The organism is Aeromonas sp. 130281, assembly GCF_056642115.1.
In genome coordinates, this window is the sequence record NZ_JBWVQS010000008.1 from 48,091 (window position 1) to 63,618 (window position 15,528).

13 protein-coding genes are annotated in these 15,528 nt (G+C 62.9%); 4 read left to right on the forward strand and 9 right to left on the reverse strand.

All coding sequences use genetic code 11. From position 1 onward, the window contains the following. Positions 1–43: 43 nt before the first annotated feature. A complete protein-coding gene (locus AC1IN8_RS17940; RefSeq protein WP_479759954.1) occupies positions 44–1,009 on the reverse strand; it encodes a GlxA family transcriptional regulator in 966 nt (321 codons plus the stop codon). Positions 1,010–1,096: 87 nt separating this feature from the next. Beyond that, a complete protein-coding gene (locus AC1IN8_RS17945; RefSeq protein WP_479759956.1) occupies positions 1,097–1,867 on the reverse strand; it encodes an MBL fold metallo-hydrolase in 771 nt (256 codons plus the stop codon). A 268-nt stretch (positions 1,868–2,135) separates the two neighbouring features. Here AC1IN8_RS17945 and AC1IN8_RS17950 point away from each other — a divergent pair, with 268 nt between their 5' ends. Then, positions 2,136–2,549, forward strand: a complete 414-nt coding sequence (locus AC1IN8_RS17950; protein WP_042000332.1) for an Hsp20 family protein — start codon at positions 2,136–2,138, stop codon at positions 2,547–2,549. A 93-nt stretch (positions 2,550–2,642) separates the two neighbouring features. Further along, the gene (locus AC1IN8_RS17955) at positions 2,643–3,083 is read left to right on the forward strand and encodes an Hsp20 family protein (RefSeq protein ID WP_043132728.1); all 441 of its coding nucleotides are present in this window, start codon (positions 2,643–2,645) and stop codon (positions 3,081–3,083) included. A 69-nt stretch (positions 3,084–3,152) separates the two neighbouring features. On the opposite strand, the gene AC1IN8_RS17960 is transcribed toward AC1IN8_RS17955, so the two are convergent. Then, the gene (locus AC1IN8_RS17960) at positions 3,153–4,406 is read right to left on the reverse strand and encodes a valine--pyruvate transaminase (RefSeq protein WP_479759959.1); all 1,254 of its coding nucleotides are present in this window, start codon (positions 4,404–4,406) and stop codon (positions 3,153–3,155) included. Positions 4,407–4,688: 282 nt separating this feature from the next. On the opposite strand from AC1IN8_RS17960, the gene AC1IN8_RS17965 reads away from it, so the two are divergent. After that, on the forward strand, positions 4,689–4,934 hold the full coding sequence (locus AC1IN8_RS17965) for a hypothetical protein (RefSeq protein WP_479759961.1): 246 nt from the start codon (positions 4,689–4,691) through the stop codon (positions 4,932–4,934). On the opposite strand, the gene AC1IN8_RS17970 is transcribed toward AC1IN8_RS17965, so the two are convergent. Next, the gene (locus tag AC1IN8_RS17970) at positions 4,900–5,688 is read right to left on the reverse strand and encodes an AraC family transcriptional regulator (RefSeq protein WP_479759962.1); all 789 of its coding nucleotides are present in this window, start codon (positions 5,686–5,688) and stop codon (positions 4,900–4,902) included. The genes AC1IN8_RS17965 and AC1IN8_RS17970 overlap by 35 nt on opposite strands. 92 nt (positions 5,689–5,780) lie before the next feature. Here AC1IN8_RS17970 and AC1IN8_RS17975 point away from each other — a divergent pair, with 92 nt between their 5' ends. Next, positions 5,781–6,908 carry a multidrug effflux MFS transporter gene (locus AC1IN8_RS17975; RefSeq protein WP_479759964.1) on the forward strand — a complete coding sequence of 376 codons (1,128 nt, stop codon included), beginning with the start codon at positions 5,781–5,783 and terminating at the stop codon, positions 6,906–6,908. 60 nt (positions 6,909–6,968) lie between these two features. Here the strand turns inward: AC1IN8_RS17975 and AC1IN8_RS17980 are convergent, their stop codons facing one another. The 5 genes from AC1IN8_RS17980 to kdpA all read right to left on the reverse strand — a co-directional run bounded on the left by AC1IN8_RS17980 (position 6,969) and on the right by kdpA (position 15,027). Continuing rightward, positions 6,969–7,652: a response regulator gene (locus tag AC1IN8_RS17980; RefSeq protein WP_139437109.1), complete on the reverse strand. Its 684-nt coding sequence runs from the start codon at positions 7,650–7,652 to the stop codon at positions 6,969–6,971. Positions 7,653–7,702: 50 nt separating this feature from the next. After that, the gene (locus tag AC1IN8_RS17985; protein ID WP_479759966.1) at positions 7,703–10,291 is read right to left on the reverse strand and encodes a DUF4118 domain-containing protein; all 2,589 of its coding nucleotides are present in this window, start codon (positions 10,289–10,291) and stop codon (positions 7,703–7,705) included. A gap of 252 nt (positions 10,292–10,543) precedes the next feature. Then, on the reverse strand, positions 10,544–11,059 hold the full coding sequence (locus AC1IN8_RS17990; RefSeq protein WP_202047987.1) for a potassium-transporting ATPase subunit C: 516 nt from the start codon (positions 11,057–11,059) through the stop codon (positions 10,544–10,546). Positions 11,060–11,216: 157 nt separating this feature from the next. Next, complete coding sequence (gene kdpB / locus AC1IN8_RS17995; RefSeq protein ID WP_139437104.1) at positions 11,217–13,280, reverse strand: potassium-transporting ATPase subunit KdpB; 2,064 nt, start codon at positions 13,278–13,280, stop codon at positions 11,217–11,219. A gap of 67 nt (positions 13,281–13,347) precedes the next feature. Next, a complete protein-coding gene (gene kdpA / locus AC1IN8_RS18000) occupies positions 13,348–15,027 on the reverse strand; it encodes a potassium-transporting ATPase subunit KdpA (protein WP_479759968.1) in 1,680 nt (559 codons plus the stop codon). Positions 15,028–15,528 lie beyond the last annotated feature (501 nt).

Sequence of the window (15,528 nt, forward strand, 5' to 3'; positions counted from 1 at the left end):
TTCCACGTGAAACATGAGAGGAAGAGTCAGGACGGGGCTGGTGTCAGACCTTGTTGCCACGAAAAGAGCGGCGCCATTCACTCGGAGAGACACCGAAACGGGCGCGAAAATGCTGGCGCAGTATGGCGGCCGTCTTCAGCCCCACCAGCTCGGCGATGCGATCCATGGAGTGGCCGCTCGTCTCCAGCAACTCCTGACTGCGCCTGAGACGCTCGGCCAGCAGCCACTCCCCGACGGAGAGGCCGGTCGCCTGCTGGAAGCGACGGGTGAAGGTGCGCCGGCTCATCAGGCAGTGCTCTGCCAGTGCGTCCAGGTTGTGAGGCTCGGCCAGGTGCATGCGCAGGTGATCGAACAGCTGGTTGATCCTGGCGTCCCGGGTGGAGGAGGGCACCGGCTGCTCGATGAACTGGGCCTGGCCCCCCTCTCTATGGGGCGGCACCACCAGCCGCCTGGCCAGCTTGTTGGCGATCCGGCTGCCATGGTGTTCGCGCACCAGGTAGAGGCAGCAGTCCAGCCCGGCGGCGGTGCCTGCCGAGGTGATCAGGCCCTCATCGTCCACGTAGAGGGCATTGGTATCGAGCCGCACGGCGGGAAAGCGGCCCATGAAGTCCTGCTCGAACTCCCAGTGGGTCGAGGCCCTGCGTCCCTCCAGCAGACCGGCATAGGCCAGCACATAGGTGCCCAGACAGAGCCCCACTATCTGGGCACCCCTGCTTCGGGCGGCAACCAGGGCATCGAGCAGTGGCTGGGCCGGTCGCTCGGCCGGATCGCGCCAGAAGGGGATGATGACGATGTCCGCCCCGATCAATCCCTCCAGCCCGTGGCTGGCGTCGATGCGAAAGCCCTGGGCGGAACCGGGCTGGCGGGTGGTGTCGCCGGTGCAGAGCCTGAGTTCGAACAGGGAGGCGCCAGGCATCATGGTGTCGCCGAAGATGAGGCAGGGCACGGCGCAGTGAAAGGGGCTGAAGTGATCGAAGGTGATGACGGCGACGACGATGGGATTGGGCATAGTAGCAGACTCCTTTGCACTCGGATCCCCATGATAAGGGGCGGCAACAGAAAGCCGAAGGGCCATGTGGTCACATGGCCCGCTCGATCAGAGGACGATGGACTCGCCATCCTCGGGCACCAGCACCCGCGTTGCCATCCCCTGTTTGCCGAGGTAGTCGCGCAGCTCGCGCCTTGTCAGCAGGGCATGATTGACCGCCTCCATGTGGCTGGCAATCAGGGTGGCCTGTGGCGCTGCCTGATAGACGGCGGCGACATCCTCCTTGCCCATGATGATGGAACCCAGCCCCGGCACCTGGGCATCGCCACAGTTGAGGATGACGACCTCGGGCTGGTGCTGTTGCAGCGCTTGTTCAACCTGGGCGTTCCAGACGGTGTCACCCGCCAGATAGAGGGTCTTCTCTGCGGGGTGGGAGAAGACCACCCCGGATACCTCACCCAGCCGCTCGCCCAACACCGCCATGACCTGATCGTTGCCGTGTTGCCCCTCGGTCTGTTGCAACCGGATCCCGGCAAACTCGACCTGCTCGCTCAGCAGGCGCACATCCCTGAAGCCGCTGGCGCTTATGGTGTCGGCATCTTTCTGATGCTGCACAAACAGCGGGAGGTGCTTGGGGATCTGCTGCTGAGCGGCAGGGTCCCAGTGGTCGAGGTGATCATGGGTCACTATCACAGCATCCACATCGAGGATCTCCACCATGGGCAGGGGCAGTTCGACCAGCGGATTGCGCAGCTGGTTGTTGGCCGTTCCCTCAAACCCCGGGAGGCTGCCCTTGGCAGACAGCATGGGATCGATCAGGAAGCGGGTGCCGGCGTAGTGGATGAGCAGGGTGGCATTGCGAACCTGGGTAACTTGCATGGTGTGCTCCGGTCTCTGGTGGGGGGACGCAACCAGTATGGCGCGGAGGGGATCGGGGAGTGAGTGGCCCGCGGGCCGAATATCATATCAATCGGGCCATTTTCGACGCTGACAGGCGACCAAAAATTTCTTTTCATTTTTTCCCTTGAAAGGAAAAAGTGAGCCCCTATATAGGTAACAAGGCCGGAACGCTCGACAGAGGTTTCGACCAGGCGCCCGTCCATATGGAGGGCAAACAATCCGTTATCGCTCACAAGAGGGTAATACTATGCGTTCTATCGACTTTTCTCCGCTCTATCGTTCTGCCATTGGTTTCGATCGTCTGGCCAATCTCATCGAATCTGCGGCCAGCAATGGCAATGCCGGTTATCCCCCCTACAACATCGAGCAGCTGGGTGACAACGACTACCGCATCAGCATGGCGGTGGCGGGCTTTACCCAGGAAGAGCTGGAGCTGAGCTTCCAGGAAAACCTGCTGACGGTGAAGGGCAACAAGCAGGCTGACTCCGAGCGCCACTATCTCTATCAGGGCATAGCCGAGCGCGGCTTCGAGCGTCGCTTCCAGCTGGCCGACTATGTGCGGGTGAAGGGGGCCGATCTCAAGAATGGTCTGCTGCACATCGATCTGGCCCGTGAAGTGCCCGAGGCGATGAAGCCCCGCAAGATCGAGATCAACGGCTGACAGCCTGAACTCTCAGTGTTTTTACCTGCTTCCCGGGTGCCGATGACGGGCCTGTGGAGAGTCAAACCTGTTGCTTACTAGAAGGATAGGATTATGCGTAACCTCGATTTTTCTCACCTCTCTTCCAATGCCGTCGGCTTCGAGCGGATGGCCCGCGAGCTGGAAGGCCTGTTCGACCAGAAGGCGGCGGCCTATCCCCCTTACAACATCGAAAAGCGGGAGCATGACGGCTACCGCATCACGGTTGCCGTGGCTGGCTTCGAGCGCGACGAGCTGGAGCTGGAGACCGAAAACGGCACCCTCAAGGTGAAGGGGCGCAAGGCCGCTGCGGCCGGTGAGCGTCAGTTCCTCCATCAGGGGATTGCCGAGCGTGACTTCGAGCTCGCCTTCAAGCTGAGCCAGCACGTGGAGGTGAAGGGGGCCAGACTGGAGCATGGTCTGCTGACCATAGATCTCGCCCGCGAATTGCCGGAGGCACTCAAGCCCCGCGCCATCCCCATCGGCAAACCCGATCAGCTGGCGCTGCCGAGTTAAGCCGGGGAGCCTGACACCAGAGACGAGAAAGGCCTGCGATCGCAGGCCTTTCTTTTATCCGCAGGCGAGTCAGCTGCCGCGGTAAATGGCGTTGATCTCGTCCGCCAGTATGGCGATGCCGCGCCGCACCAGCTCCTCGCTCTGGGAGTAGTTGAGGCGGATGCACTCCTGACTGTGGCGCCACTCGGGGTCGTCGATGCCGGGGAAGAAGTAGTGACCCGGCACTATCAGCAGGTTCTTCGCCTTCAGCCGCTCGTAGAGCGCCTGGCAGTGGATCGGCAGGCCTTCGAACCAGAGCCAGAGGAAGAGGGCGCCTTCCGGCTTGTGGATGTGGAAGCGCGGATCGGGAATGGCTTCTCGCAGTAGCTGGACCGCGAAGTCGGCCTTCTGCTTGTAGAAGGGTTTCACCACCTGCTCGCTCAGGGCGATGATCTCGCCGCTCTCTATCATGGGGATGGTGATGGCGGGCCCCAGGCTGCCCGGTGCCAGGTTGATGATGCCGCTCAGGTTGGTGATGGCCTGGATGATCTTCTCGTCTGCGATGACGATGCCGCAGCGGGTGCCCGGCAGGCCCAGCTTGGAGAGACTCATGCAGAGTATGGTGTTGGTATTCCAGAACGGCTTGGCCTCGCTGAAGATGATGCCGGGGAAGGGCACGCCGTAGGCGTTGTCGAGCAGCAGCGGGATCCCCTTGTCGCGGGCGATCTGATCCAGATGCTCTATCTCTTCATCGGTCAGCACGTTGCCTGTGGGGTTGGTCGGGCGGGAGACGCAGATCACCCCTATGTCGTCACCCACCTCCAGGCTCTCGAAATCCACATGGTATTTGAACTGGCCGTCGGCCAGCTTCTCTATGGTGGGCTTGTAGGCGACGAAGTGATCCTCCGCCAGGGCCGAGTCCGCATAGCCGATGTATTCGGGGGCCAGGGGGAAGAGCACCTTCTTCTTGCGGCCATCGGCGAACTCGCCGGCCAGCAGGTTGAACAGATAGAAGAAGGCATTCTGGCTGCCGTTGGTCAGGGCTATGTTGCGGGCCGAGATGTCCCAGCCCAGCTCTCTCTTGAGCAGGGCGGCCAGCGCCTTGGTGAACCTGTCCTTGCCTTGCGGGCCATCGTAGTTGGCCATGGCCTTGATCAGCTCGCCATTGTCGAGCAGCTGCTTGGCCTCGGTCTGAAAGCGTTCCAGCATGGCGGGGATGGGGGCCGGATTGCCGCCTCCCAGCATGATGGCGTCCGGATTGAGCAGCCCCTGATTGAGGTCATCCATGAGTTGGGTAATACCGGCGTGGCGAGTGAACTTCTCGCCGAACAAGGAGAATTCCATTCGGTGACAGATCCAGATTCAGTTACGGGGGAGCTAGCACCATAGCTCAGTTTAAAAGCGGGTGTCGATCAAAATCATGGGACGTTCCACGTGGAACGGGCCCAGGAAAATGGATGTGGTAAAAATAACCACTAATGGGTTTCAAAATAACCAACAAGATGGGAAGGGATGCCTCAAATGGTATCTGTTTTGATTTTATTTAAACAAAATCAAATGTTTATATAGTTGGCACGACTATTGGAATAACTCTCTGGTCATCTCAACCACACCGGAGCAAGCCAGATGAAGACCCTGATCGCGACCCTGATACTGAGCAGCCTGAGCCTGAGCCTGAGCCTGAACGCCATGGCCAACGACAACCCCAGGCCCGAGCTGGATAGCGCCAAGCTGGCGCAGGAGATGCTTGCCCAGCAGCAGCAGGCATCCCGGGAGGTGGTACTGGATGCCATCCACAACCTCCAGCCATTGGCACTGGATACCCTGGTGGTGGAGGTCAGCCCCGCCGTGACGACTCACCCCGAGAGTTGAGGTGACGCAGGGGCGTCTGCCCCGAGTGCTGTTTGAAGAAGCTGATGAAGGCGCTGTCGCTGGAAAACTCCAGAGAAGCGGCAATCCGGCTGATGGGTTCGCCTTCGGCCAGCAACTCCATGGTTCGCAGCAGTCGCCACTGCTGGCGCCAGGCCTGGTAGTTCATGCCGGTCTCTCTCATGAAGATGCGGCCTATGGTCTTGTCACTGGCACCCACCTCCTCGGCCAGCCGGTTGAGCCGAGGGGGCAGGGTGTCGCCCCGCTTTATCTCCTGCAGCCAGGTCGCCAGACGCGGGTCTGACGGCAACGGCAGCTGCCAGGACTCTCGGGGTGCCTGCCCCAACTCCTCCATGAACAGTGCCAGCGTCCGCTGCTGCTCCTCTTGCGGCTGGTCCCACGGCCAGAGCGCCATCCGTTCGATCAGGGCGTGCAACAGGGGATTGACGGCCAGCACCGCCATGCTGGTCGGCAACTCGGGGTGCGGGGTGAAGTAGAGGGACCGATAGGCCACCACACCGCGCATCAGGACCCTGTGGGGCGTGCCCGCCGGCAGCCAGGCCGCTCGCGTCGGCGGGAGCAGGCAGACCCTGTCTGCCAGCTCCATGGTCATGCAGCCTGATTGGGCGAACAGCAGCTGGTGGCGCTGATGCCGATGCAGGCCGGAGTCGTGCCAGCCGAGCGCGGAGGCGATGCCGATCACGCTGCCCGCCAGCTGGTCGGGGTCGAAAGGGTGATCGGGAAGAATAAAGGCCATGTGTCCGATTCTTGATGTATATAGTCCTGCTTATTGTAATCAGACAATCGGCATCTCTCTAGAATGACGACCTCTTGTGAAGGAGGTGTGTCATGAACAACAAGTTGCCACCGCGCTGGCTGGTGGTGGGATTGATGATGTTTCCCCAGATAGTGGAGACCATCTACAGCCCGGTGCTGACCCAGATCGCCACCCAGTTCCGGGTGAGCGAGGGGCAGGCATCCCAGACCCTGTCGGTCTATTTTCTGGCGTTTGCGGTGGGTGTGGTCTGCTGGGGCAGGCTCTGCGATCTGATCGGGCGGCGTCCCGCCATGCTGGCAGGTCTGCTCACCTATGGCATCGGCACCCTGCTGGCGTTGTTGGCCAATGAGTTCGAGGTGTTGCTGCTGGCCCGGGTCATCTCGGCCTTCGGCGCCGCCGTGGGATCCGTGGTGACCCAGACCATGCTGCGCGACAGCTATCAGGGCAGCGATCTGGCGCGGGTGTTTTCGGTGATGGGCATGGCGCTCTCCCTCAGCCCCGTGCTGGGGTTGGTGAGCGGCGGCTTGCTGGCCGAGCGGCTTGGCTATCTCGGGGTCTTCAGCGGTCTGCTGGTGCTGGCGGCAGTGTTGCTGCTGGTGGCCGGTCGGTGGCTGCCGGAAACCCGTCCGGCCATGACTCAGCGGGTTGCGCTTTGGCCGCTGGCGTGCCGGATGGTGAAAGATGGTGGGCTCTGGCGCAGTGCCCTGCTGGTCGCCCTGTTCAACACCATGCTGTTTGGCTACTACAGCCTGGCGCCTTTCCTGTTTGCCGGGCTGGGATTGAGCACCGGCGAGTTTGGTTACTCGGGGATCTTGCTGGCGCTGGCGACCCTGCTCGGCAGCCTGTTCAACAAGCATCTGCTGGGGAGGGGGTGGCAGCCGTCATCCCTGATCAGGCTGGCCTGCAGTCTGGCACTGGTTGCCGGGCTGCTGGTCTGGGCGAGTCAGGCCTCGCTCTGGTTCCTGCTGCCCATGATGGGGATAGTGGTGGCCTATGGGGTGGCGATCCCCAATGTGCTGAGTCAGGCGCTGCTGGCCTATCGCGAGGTGGCAGGCAGTGCTGGCGCCCTGTTCGGGCTCGGCTACTACCTGCTGCTCAGTCTGGGATTGGCGGTGGCGGCCGGATTGCAGGATCTCGGCCTGTTGCTCTGTGGTTGCGGTCTGTTGGCGCTGATTTGCAGCGGGCGTCGTTCCACGTGAAACGTCAGTTGCCGATACCGGGTATGGTGTTTCGAACGGGGTAGGCTGCCTGTGACTGTTTCAACTGCCGATGAAGCGGTAGCCGATGCCGGATTCGGTCTCGATCAGGCTGGGGTTCTGGGGATTGTCTCCCAGCTTCTTGCGCAGGCTGGCGATGACGATGCGCAGGTAGTGGGTATCCTCTTTGTGGCTTGGCCCCCAGATGTCGTTGAGCAGCTGGGTCTGCAGCACCAGCTTGCCGGGGTGACACACCAGGGCCTGCAGCAGGGCGAACTCCTTGCGGGAGAGGGGGATCTCCTCATCTCCCATGGTGACCTTGTGACTGCCGGTATCCAGGCTCAGGCCGCATTGGGGAAAGTGGCGGCATTCGCCGCTGCTGACCCCGGCGCGCTGGCGCAGCAGCACCCGGATGCGGGCCATCATCTCGCCGATGCCGAACGGCTTGCTCATGTAGTCGTTGGCCCCGGCATCCAGCAGCCGCACCTTCTCCTGCTCCGAATCCCGTGCCGACAGCACCAGCACCGGGTTGGGGTGGTGCTCGCGGATGGCCTGCAAGATCTGGATGCCGTCCCCGTCCGGCAGGCCGAGATCCAGGATCACCAGATCGGGGTTGAGGTGGCGGTACTGCGCCAGCCCTTCGTTGACGCCCACCGCCTCGCTCACCTGGTGCCCCTCGGCGACCAGGCTGATCCGCAGAAAGCGGCGAATGGCCGCTTCATCATCTATGACCAGGATATGAGCCATCTAACCTCCAGAGGCGAGTGTTGAAGGGTCAGAAACCCGAAATGTATGCATCATACCTCAGGTGAGTTGAGGGAGAGTGGCAGGGAGATACGCATGCAGGTGCCGTTGCCGTTGGGGCCGGCAAATGCCCAGATGCGACCACCGTGAGCCTCTATCATAGCGCGGGAAATGGCGAGGCCAAGTCCGGTGCCGCGACTGCCGCAATCCCCCACCGGCTGGGTATAGAACAGATTGAAGATCTTGTCCCGATCCGATTCTGCGATGCCGACCCCGATGTCGATGATGTCGATGATGAGGTCGGGATCCGCCAGCATCACCTTGAACTCTATGGGGGTGCCGGCTGGTGAGTAGCGGGAGGCGTTGTCGAGGATGTTGACCAGCACCTGCTCGATCAGGGCACCGTGCACATAGAGCTGGGGGATCTGCTGATCGAAGTGGATCAGCAGCTTGTGCTGGCGCCAGGAGGAGTCCAGCCGCTTGCGGGCACTCTCCACCAGGTCGGCGAGGTCGACCCACTCCCGCTTCAGCTGGAAGTCCGGGGAGCCGATGCGGGTCATGTCCAGCAGGTTCTGCACATAGCTGTGCAGGCGGCGCGCCTCCTCCTGCACCGAGTGGAGCAGCTCGTTGCGATCCTCGGCACTGATCCGGTCACCGTATTCCAGCAGTGTGCTGCCTGCCCCCATGATGGTGGCGAGCGGCGTCTTCAGATCGTGGGAGACCGAGGAGAGCAGGGCGGCGCGCATCCGATCCGTCTCCGCCTGCAGCTGGCTGTCGGCCAGCCGCTCGTTGAGATCGATCCGCGCCAAGGCGGCGCGGATGTCGGTGAGCAGCGCCTGCAACTGATGTTCGGCGGAGGAGGCGAGCGGGCTGGCCAGCCGTATCCCCAGCACCAGTTCATCGGTGAGGTGGTGGTACTGGGCCTCGGCCGCATTGAGGGTGGCGGTGTGGGCCCCGGCGCTCTGCTTCTGGGCCAGGCACCAGTCGATGGCGGCCTTGTCGGTCTGGCCCGGTGCCCGCACCTCGTCTCCGGCTCTGTACTGGTACTCCTCACCCAGGGCGAACACGGGCTGCCCCAGGGCGAGGGAGATGGCCTGGGTACCCTGCCTGAGCACCTCCACCGGGCTGCTGGCAGTGGCCAGCCCCTGGCTGAGAGAGAGCAGGGCGTTGCCGAGCTGCTGGGTCTCGCGCAAGCCTACCAGCTGCTGGCGCTGGCGGGAGGCGAGCCGCCCCGCCGTCATGCCGACGATGAGCAGCACGAACAGGGTGAGCAGGTCGCTGTGGCTGGCGACGCTGAGGGAGAAGTAGGGGGCGGTGAACAGCAGATTGTGCGCGACGAATCCCAGCACGGCCGCCAGGATGGCGGGCACCAGGCTGGTGGTGAGGGCAGTGGCGAGTACCCCCAGCACGAACAGCAGCGGCAGGGAGGCGGGCGGCAGCCAGTGGGAGAGCCCCCAGGCGCTGGCTGAGGTCACCGCCATAATGGCGATGGCCAGCAGGCTCTGGCGAATGTCCTTGGGGTGGAGTGGTTGCAGCCTCAGTCCTGGCTTGTTCTTCTCCGTGTCCACCAGCGTGATCTCGAATCCCTGTGCCTGTTTCAGCAGGTGCTGCACCAGGGAGCGGCGCCAGGGCGGGTTGTGGGGCTTGCCGAGCAACAGCTGCGAGACCTGCTGCTGTTCGGCCGTCTCCAGCAGGGCATCGGCGACCGCCGGGCTGGAGAGGGTCAGCACCTTGGCGCCGAGGTGAGAGGCCAGCGCCAGCGCCTGCTCCAGCTCAGGGGAGCGCTGCCCCTTGCTGTCGATGTGTACCACCAGCCAGGGTAGCTGGCGGCGTTGGGCGAAGCGGTGGCCGTAGCGCACCAGGGCAGAGCCGTGCTGATCCCCGAGGCAGACCATCAGCTTGCCCCGCAGCGGCAGCGTGGTCTTGCCCGCCGCCTGCCACTGCAGTTGCAGATCCCCCTCCACGTGGCTGGCGGCAGTCTGCATCGCCAGCTCGCGCAGGGCGGTCAGGTTGTTGAGGGAGAAGAAGGATTGCAGGGCGGCCTTGGCCTGATGGGGCACATAGACCTTGCCCTCCTTGAGCCGACCGAGCAGCTCCTTGGGGGGCAGATCTATGAGGACTATGCTGTCCGCCTCCAGCAGCACCTGATCGGGCAGGGTCTCCTTGACCCTGACCCCGGTCAGCTGCCACACCAGATCGTTGAGGCTCTCCAGGTGTTGTACGTTGAGGGTGGAGTAGACGTCTATGCCGGCGCCGAGCAGCTCCTCCACATCCTGCCAGCGTTTCTCGTGGCGGCTGCCGGGAGCATTGGTATGGGCCAGTTCATCCACCACTACGATGGATGGCTTGCGTTCGAGCAAGCCATCCAGGTCCATCTCCTCCAGTCGTTGCTGGCGGTGGTGATGCAGCTTGCGTGGCTGGATGGCGAGCTTGTCGAGCAGCGCCAGGGTCTCCTGGCGCCCGTGGGTCTCGACCACGCCGATGAGAATGTCGACCCCTTCCTTGGCCTGTTCCCGCACCGCCTGCAACATGGCGTAGGTCTTGCCTACGCCGGGGGCAGCGCCGAGGAAGACCTTCAGCTTGCCCTTGTGTTCCTCTTCCAGGCTTGCCAGCAAGGCGTCGGCCCGAACCTCATCACGCATTCCCGTGCTCCTGCTTCATGCTTGCCAGCAAGGCACCCGCCTGTACCTCATCACGCATTCCCGTGCTCCTGCTTCATGCTTGTCAGCAAGGCACCCGCCTTAACCTCATTACGCATTCCCGTGCTCCTGCTTCATGCCTGCCAGCAAGGCACCCGCTTTTACCACATCACGCATCATCATCCTTATGGAGCAACTGCCGGCTCGGTTTGAAAATCTGGGTCGCCCTCCAACTCGGGCCAGCCAAGCGCGCCATCATGCGTCCTTGTGCTGATCGAGCAACAGATTCAACTGGAGGATGTTGACCACCTGGGGGCCAAGGATACCAGCTTGTGTCGACGACTTGACCTGCTCCGTCAGGGAAGCGGGATCCAGCCCGCGTTGCTTGGCGACGCGCTCCACCTGGGCCAGCACGGCATCCAGGGGCAGGTGGGGATCCAGGCCCGAACCTGAGCGGGTCAGCATGGCGGGGGACTGGTAATTACCCTGTGCCTTGGCAAATTCGCTGCGCAGGGGGGAGCTCATCCCCAGGTTGCTGGCGCCGCTGCCTATGGTGGTGAAGTCGCTGGCGGAGGGACGGGAGTGGAAGTACTCCGCCCGCTCGAATTTTTGCGCTAGCAGGGCGCTGCCGATCAGCTGCTGCTTGGCATCGGTCAGCTGGCTGCCGTTGGCCTGCCAGGGGAACAGCAGCTGGGCCAGTCCGGTGACGGCCAGGGGGTAGCCGACACCCAGCAGCAGGGTCAGGGTCAGCAGGGTTCTGATTGCTATCATGATTTTCTTGCTCCAAACAGATTGATGGGGTGCAGGCCAGGCTTGCACCCGTTATGTGGTTACACCAGACCCAGGCCTGTGATGACCAGATCGATCAACTTGATGCCCATGCATGGGGGCACGATCAGGCTGTGGATACCATCGTGCGGCGTTTTCATCACACCAGCCCCAGGCCTGTGATGACCAGATCGATCAACTTGATTCCAATGAAGGGCACGACCAGGCCACCGAGACCATAGATCAACAGGTTGCGGCGCAGCAGGCTGGCGGCAGAGCCCTTCACGTTGACCCCCCGCAGCGCCAGCGGTACCAGCGCCACTATGATCAGGGCGTTGAAGATGATGGCCGACAGTATGGCGCTCTCTGGGCTGCCGAGTTGCATCAGGTTCAGTGCCCCCAGCTGTGGGTAGGCGGCGATGAAGAGGGCCGGCAGTATGGCGAAGTACTTGGCCACGTCGTTGGCGATGGAGAAGGTGGTCAGGGCACCCCGGGTGACCAGCAACTGCTTGCCCACCAGCACCACGTCCAGCAGCTTGGTGGGGTTGGAGTCCAGATCCACCAGGTTGCCCGCCTCCTTGGCGGCTTGGGTGCCTTCGTTCATGGCCAGCCCCACGTCCGCCTGGGCCAGGGCCGGTGCGTCGTTGGCGCCGTCACCGCACATGGCGACCATGCGGCCATCGGCCTGCTCCTGACGGATATAGGCCAGCTTCTTCTCCGGGGTTGCCTCGGCGATGAAGTCATCCACCCCGGCTTCGGCGGCGATGGCGGCGGCGGTCAGCGGGTTGTCCCCGGTGATCATCACGGTGCGGATCCCCATGTGACGCAGGATCTGGAAGCGGGCCTTGATGCCTGGCTTGATGATGTCCTTGAGGTACACCACCCCCAGCAACTGCTCGTGGGTGCAGACCAGCAGCGGGGTACCGCCCTGACGGGCGATGTTGTCGACCGCCTTCAGGATAAGCTCGGGCACTCCCTTGCGATCGAGGGAGAGGTAGTTGAGCACCGCATCCACGGCCCCCTTGCGATATTGATGACCGTTGCGATCCAGACCGCTCAACCGGGTCTCGGCGCTGAAGGGGATCACCTTGTCGCTCTCGAGCTGGCTCGGCTTGGCCATGCTCTTGCCGGCCAGGGTCAGGATGGACTTGCCCTCGGGGGTGTTGTCGCCGAGGGAGGCCAGCATGGCGGCCTGGGCCAGCAGGGAGGGATCGACACCGGGAGCAGGGATCAGCTCGTCGGCCATGCGGTTGCCGAAGGTGATGGTGCCTGTCTTGTCCAGCAGCAGGGTGCGCACGTCACCGGCGGCCTCCACGGCACGACCTGACTTGGCGATCACGTTCAGCTTCACCAGCCGGTCCATGCCGGCGATGCCGATGGCGGAGAGCAGGCCCCCTATGGTGGTCGGGATCAGGGTGATGAACAGTGCAAGCAGGTAGAGGCGCGGTACCTGGGTGCCGTTGTAGTCGAGGAACCAGGGCAGGGTGGCGACCACCAGCAGGAAGATCAGGGTCAGACCCACCAGCAGGGCATCGAGTGCCATCTCGTTCGGGGTCTTCTGGCGCTTGGCCCCCTCGACCAGCGCTATCATGCGGTCGAGCGTGCTCTCCCCGGGATTGTTGGTCACACGGACCCAGATCTCGTCGGAGACCACAGTGGTGTTGCCGGTCACGCCGCTGCGGTCGGTGCCGGACTCGCGGATGACGGGGGCGGATTCACCTGTGATGGCGGCCTCGTTGACGGAGGCGATACCGGCAACGACTTCACCGTCGGCCGGGATCATCTCGCCGCTGCGCACCAGCACCAGATCCCCTTTTTGCAGGCTGGTGGCCGCGACCCATTCGCCCTGGCCATCTTTCGGATCCCGCACCTTGCGTGCCTGGAGCTGGCTCATGCCCGCCTTCAGGCTGTCGGCCCGCGCCTTGCCGCGGCCTTCTGCCAGGGTTTCGGCGAAGTTGGCAAACCACAGGGTCAGCCACAACCAGGCCGTCAGCTGCCAGGCCAGGCTGGGGGTGACCCCTGACAGGGGCTGGCCCAGCAGGGACTCCACGGTCGCCATCACGGCGGCCAGCCAGAGGGTGAACAGTATGGGGCTGCCAAACAGCGCCTTGGGGTTGAAGCGATAGAAGGCTTCGATCATGGCCTGCACGACTTGTGAGGTCTGTTTCTTGCCCTTGCCCTTCACCTTTTCGGTGCGGGCAGGGATGGAGATGGACTTGCTCATTTGAATGCTCCCAGCATCAGATGTTCGGTCATTGGCATCGGTAAAGTGACTGACATGAACAGGGTCATCAGAGTGCTCCCAGTATCAGGAGATGCTCGGCGACGGGGCCCAGCGCCAGTACCGGCAGGAAGGAGAGACCGCCTATCAGCAGCACTGTGATGATCAGCAAGGTGATGAACAGCGGACCGCGGATGGGGAAGTCACCCTCGCCAGCATCCTGTTGGGAGGCGCGCGAGAGCTGACCTGCGATGGCCAGTACCGGAATAATGTAGCCGAAGCGACCGAGCAGCATGGCCAGACCGATGGCGACGCACTGCCAGTTGTCCGCGGCGGCGAAGCCCCCGAAGGCCGAGCCGTTGTTGCCGGCGGCCGAGGCGTAGTTGTAGATCAACCTGGACAGGCCGTGGGGGCCATCGTGACCCATGATGGTGGCGGCATCCGGCATCAGCAGTGTGACCCCGCCGATCACCAGAACCCCGACCGGCATCACCAGCATGCTGGCGACCACCCATTTCATCTCGGTGATCCCGAGGCGCTTGCCGAGATAGGTCGGCGTGCGCCCGACCATCAGGCCGCACAGGAACACGGTCAGCAGCACGAACAGCATCATGCCGTAGATACCGGCACCCACGCCGCCGAAGATGACCTCACCGAGCAGCATGTTGATCATGCCGACCATGCCACCCAGCGGGGTGAAGCTGTCGTGCATGGCGTTGACGGAGCCGTTGGAGGCCGAAGTGGTCGCCACTTCCCAGATGCTGGAGAGCACGGGGCCGAAGCGGCTCTCCTTGCCTTCCCAGTTGCCTGCCTGGGTGGTGAGCTGGGCGAGCGCAGGATCCGGTTGCAACTCCTGATAGACGGAGAGGCCGAGCCCCATCACGAACAGCAGCGTCATGGCGACGAGGATGGCGCGGCCGTGACCGGAATCCTTCACGTAACGGCCCAGGGTGCAGACCAGGGCGGCGGGAATGGTCAGCAGGGTGACCATCTCCAGCCAGTTGGAGAGGGCGGTCGGGTTCTCGAACGGGTGGGCCGAGTTGACGCCGAAGAAGCCGCCGCCGTTGGAGCCGAGCTGCTTGATGGCGATCTGCGAGGCGGCAGGGCCGAGCGGCAGCAGCTGCTCCTGACCTTCCAGGGCATGGAACGGCAGATAGGCCGACAGACTCTGGGGAACCCCTTGCCACACCAGCAGCAGCGCCATGATCAACGCCATGGGCAGCAGCACGTAGAGGCAGAAGCGCACCAGATCCTGCCAGAAGTTGCCAAGGTGTATGGTCTGCTGGCGGGAGAGACCGCGGAACAGCGCGACGGCGACGGTGGCACCGGTGGCGGCGGAGACGAAGTTCTGGGTGGTGAGCCCCACCATCTGGCTGAAGTAGGAGAGGCTGGCCTCACCGGAATAGGCTTGCCAGTTGGTGTTGGTCATGAAGCTGACGGCGGTGTTGAAGGCGAGTTGCCAGCTCAGGCCCGGCAGCTGTTGCGGGTTGAGGGGCAGCAGGCCCTGGGCCATCAGGATCAGGAACAGCAGACCGAAACCGGCACCGTTGAAGGCCAGCAGGCTGAGGGCGTAGGACTTCCAGTCCTGCTCCCGTCCGTCCGTGCCGCAGCAGGCCAGGGTGGCGCGCTCGACCGGCGCGAGCCAGCGACTCTTGCCCTCGAACACGCGATACATATAGCTGCCGAGCAGGGGTGCCGGCAGCAGGACCAGCAGCACGAAGGCCACCGGATAGATTATTTCTTGCCACATATCAGATCCCTCACTCGTGGTCGCAGTGCATCAGTGCACGCATTGGATAGCCCGTGAGGCCCGGTTGCTTGCAGGCTACCGGATGGATAATTACTTGCCGCATCTTCAAGTCCCTCACTCGTGGCTATGCGTCAGTGCACGCATCAGGTAACCCATCAGGGCGAGGACCAGCAGCAGATATAGCCAATTCATAACGACTCCGTTGAGATAATTAGCGTCGAGAGTCGATGCATATCCATATCGACTCCGTTGGTGTCATTGACGCTGAAAGGGTATGTAAAACGGGCGTAAAGGCGCCATAAAGGGGCATTGGGGGAGCGTAAAATCGGCGTAAAGAACGCCGGTTTCAGAGGGAATCGGGTGGGGAGGGATCAAAAAACCCGGCCTGGGCCGGGTTTGGAGAGCGAGGCTTATACCGTTGCCAGCGGCTCTCAACGCATGGTCACAAACTCTTCTGCGCTGGTGGGGTGGGAAGGGGAACGCAGTTGTCGGTTTGACCTC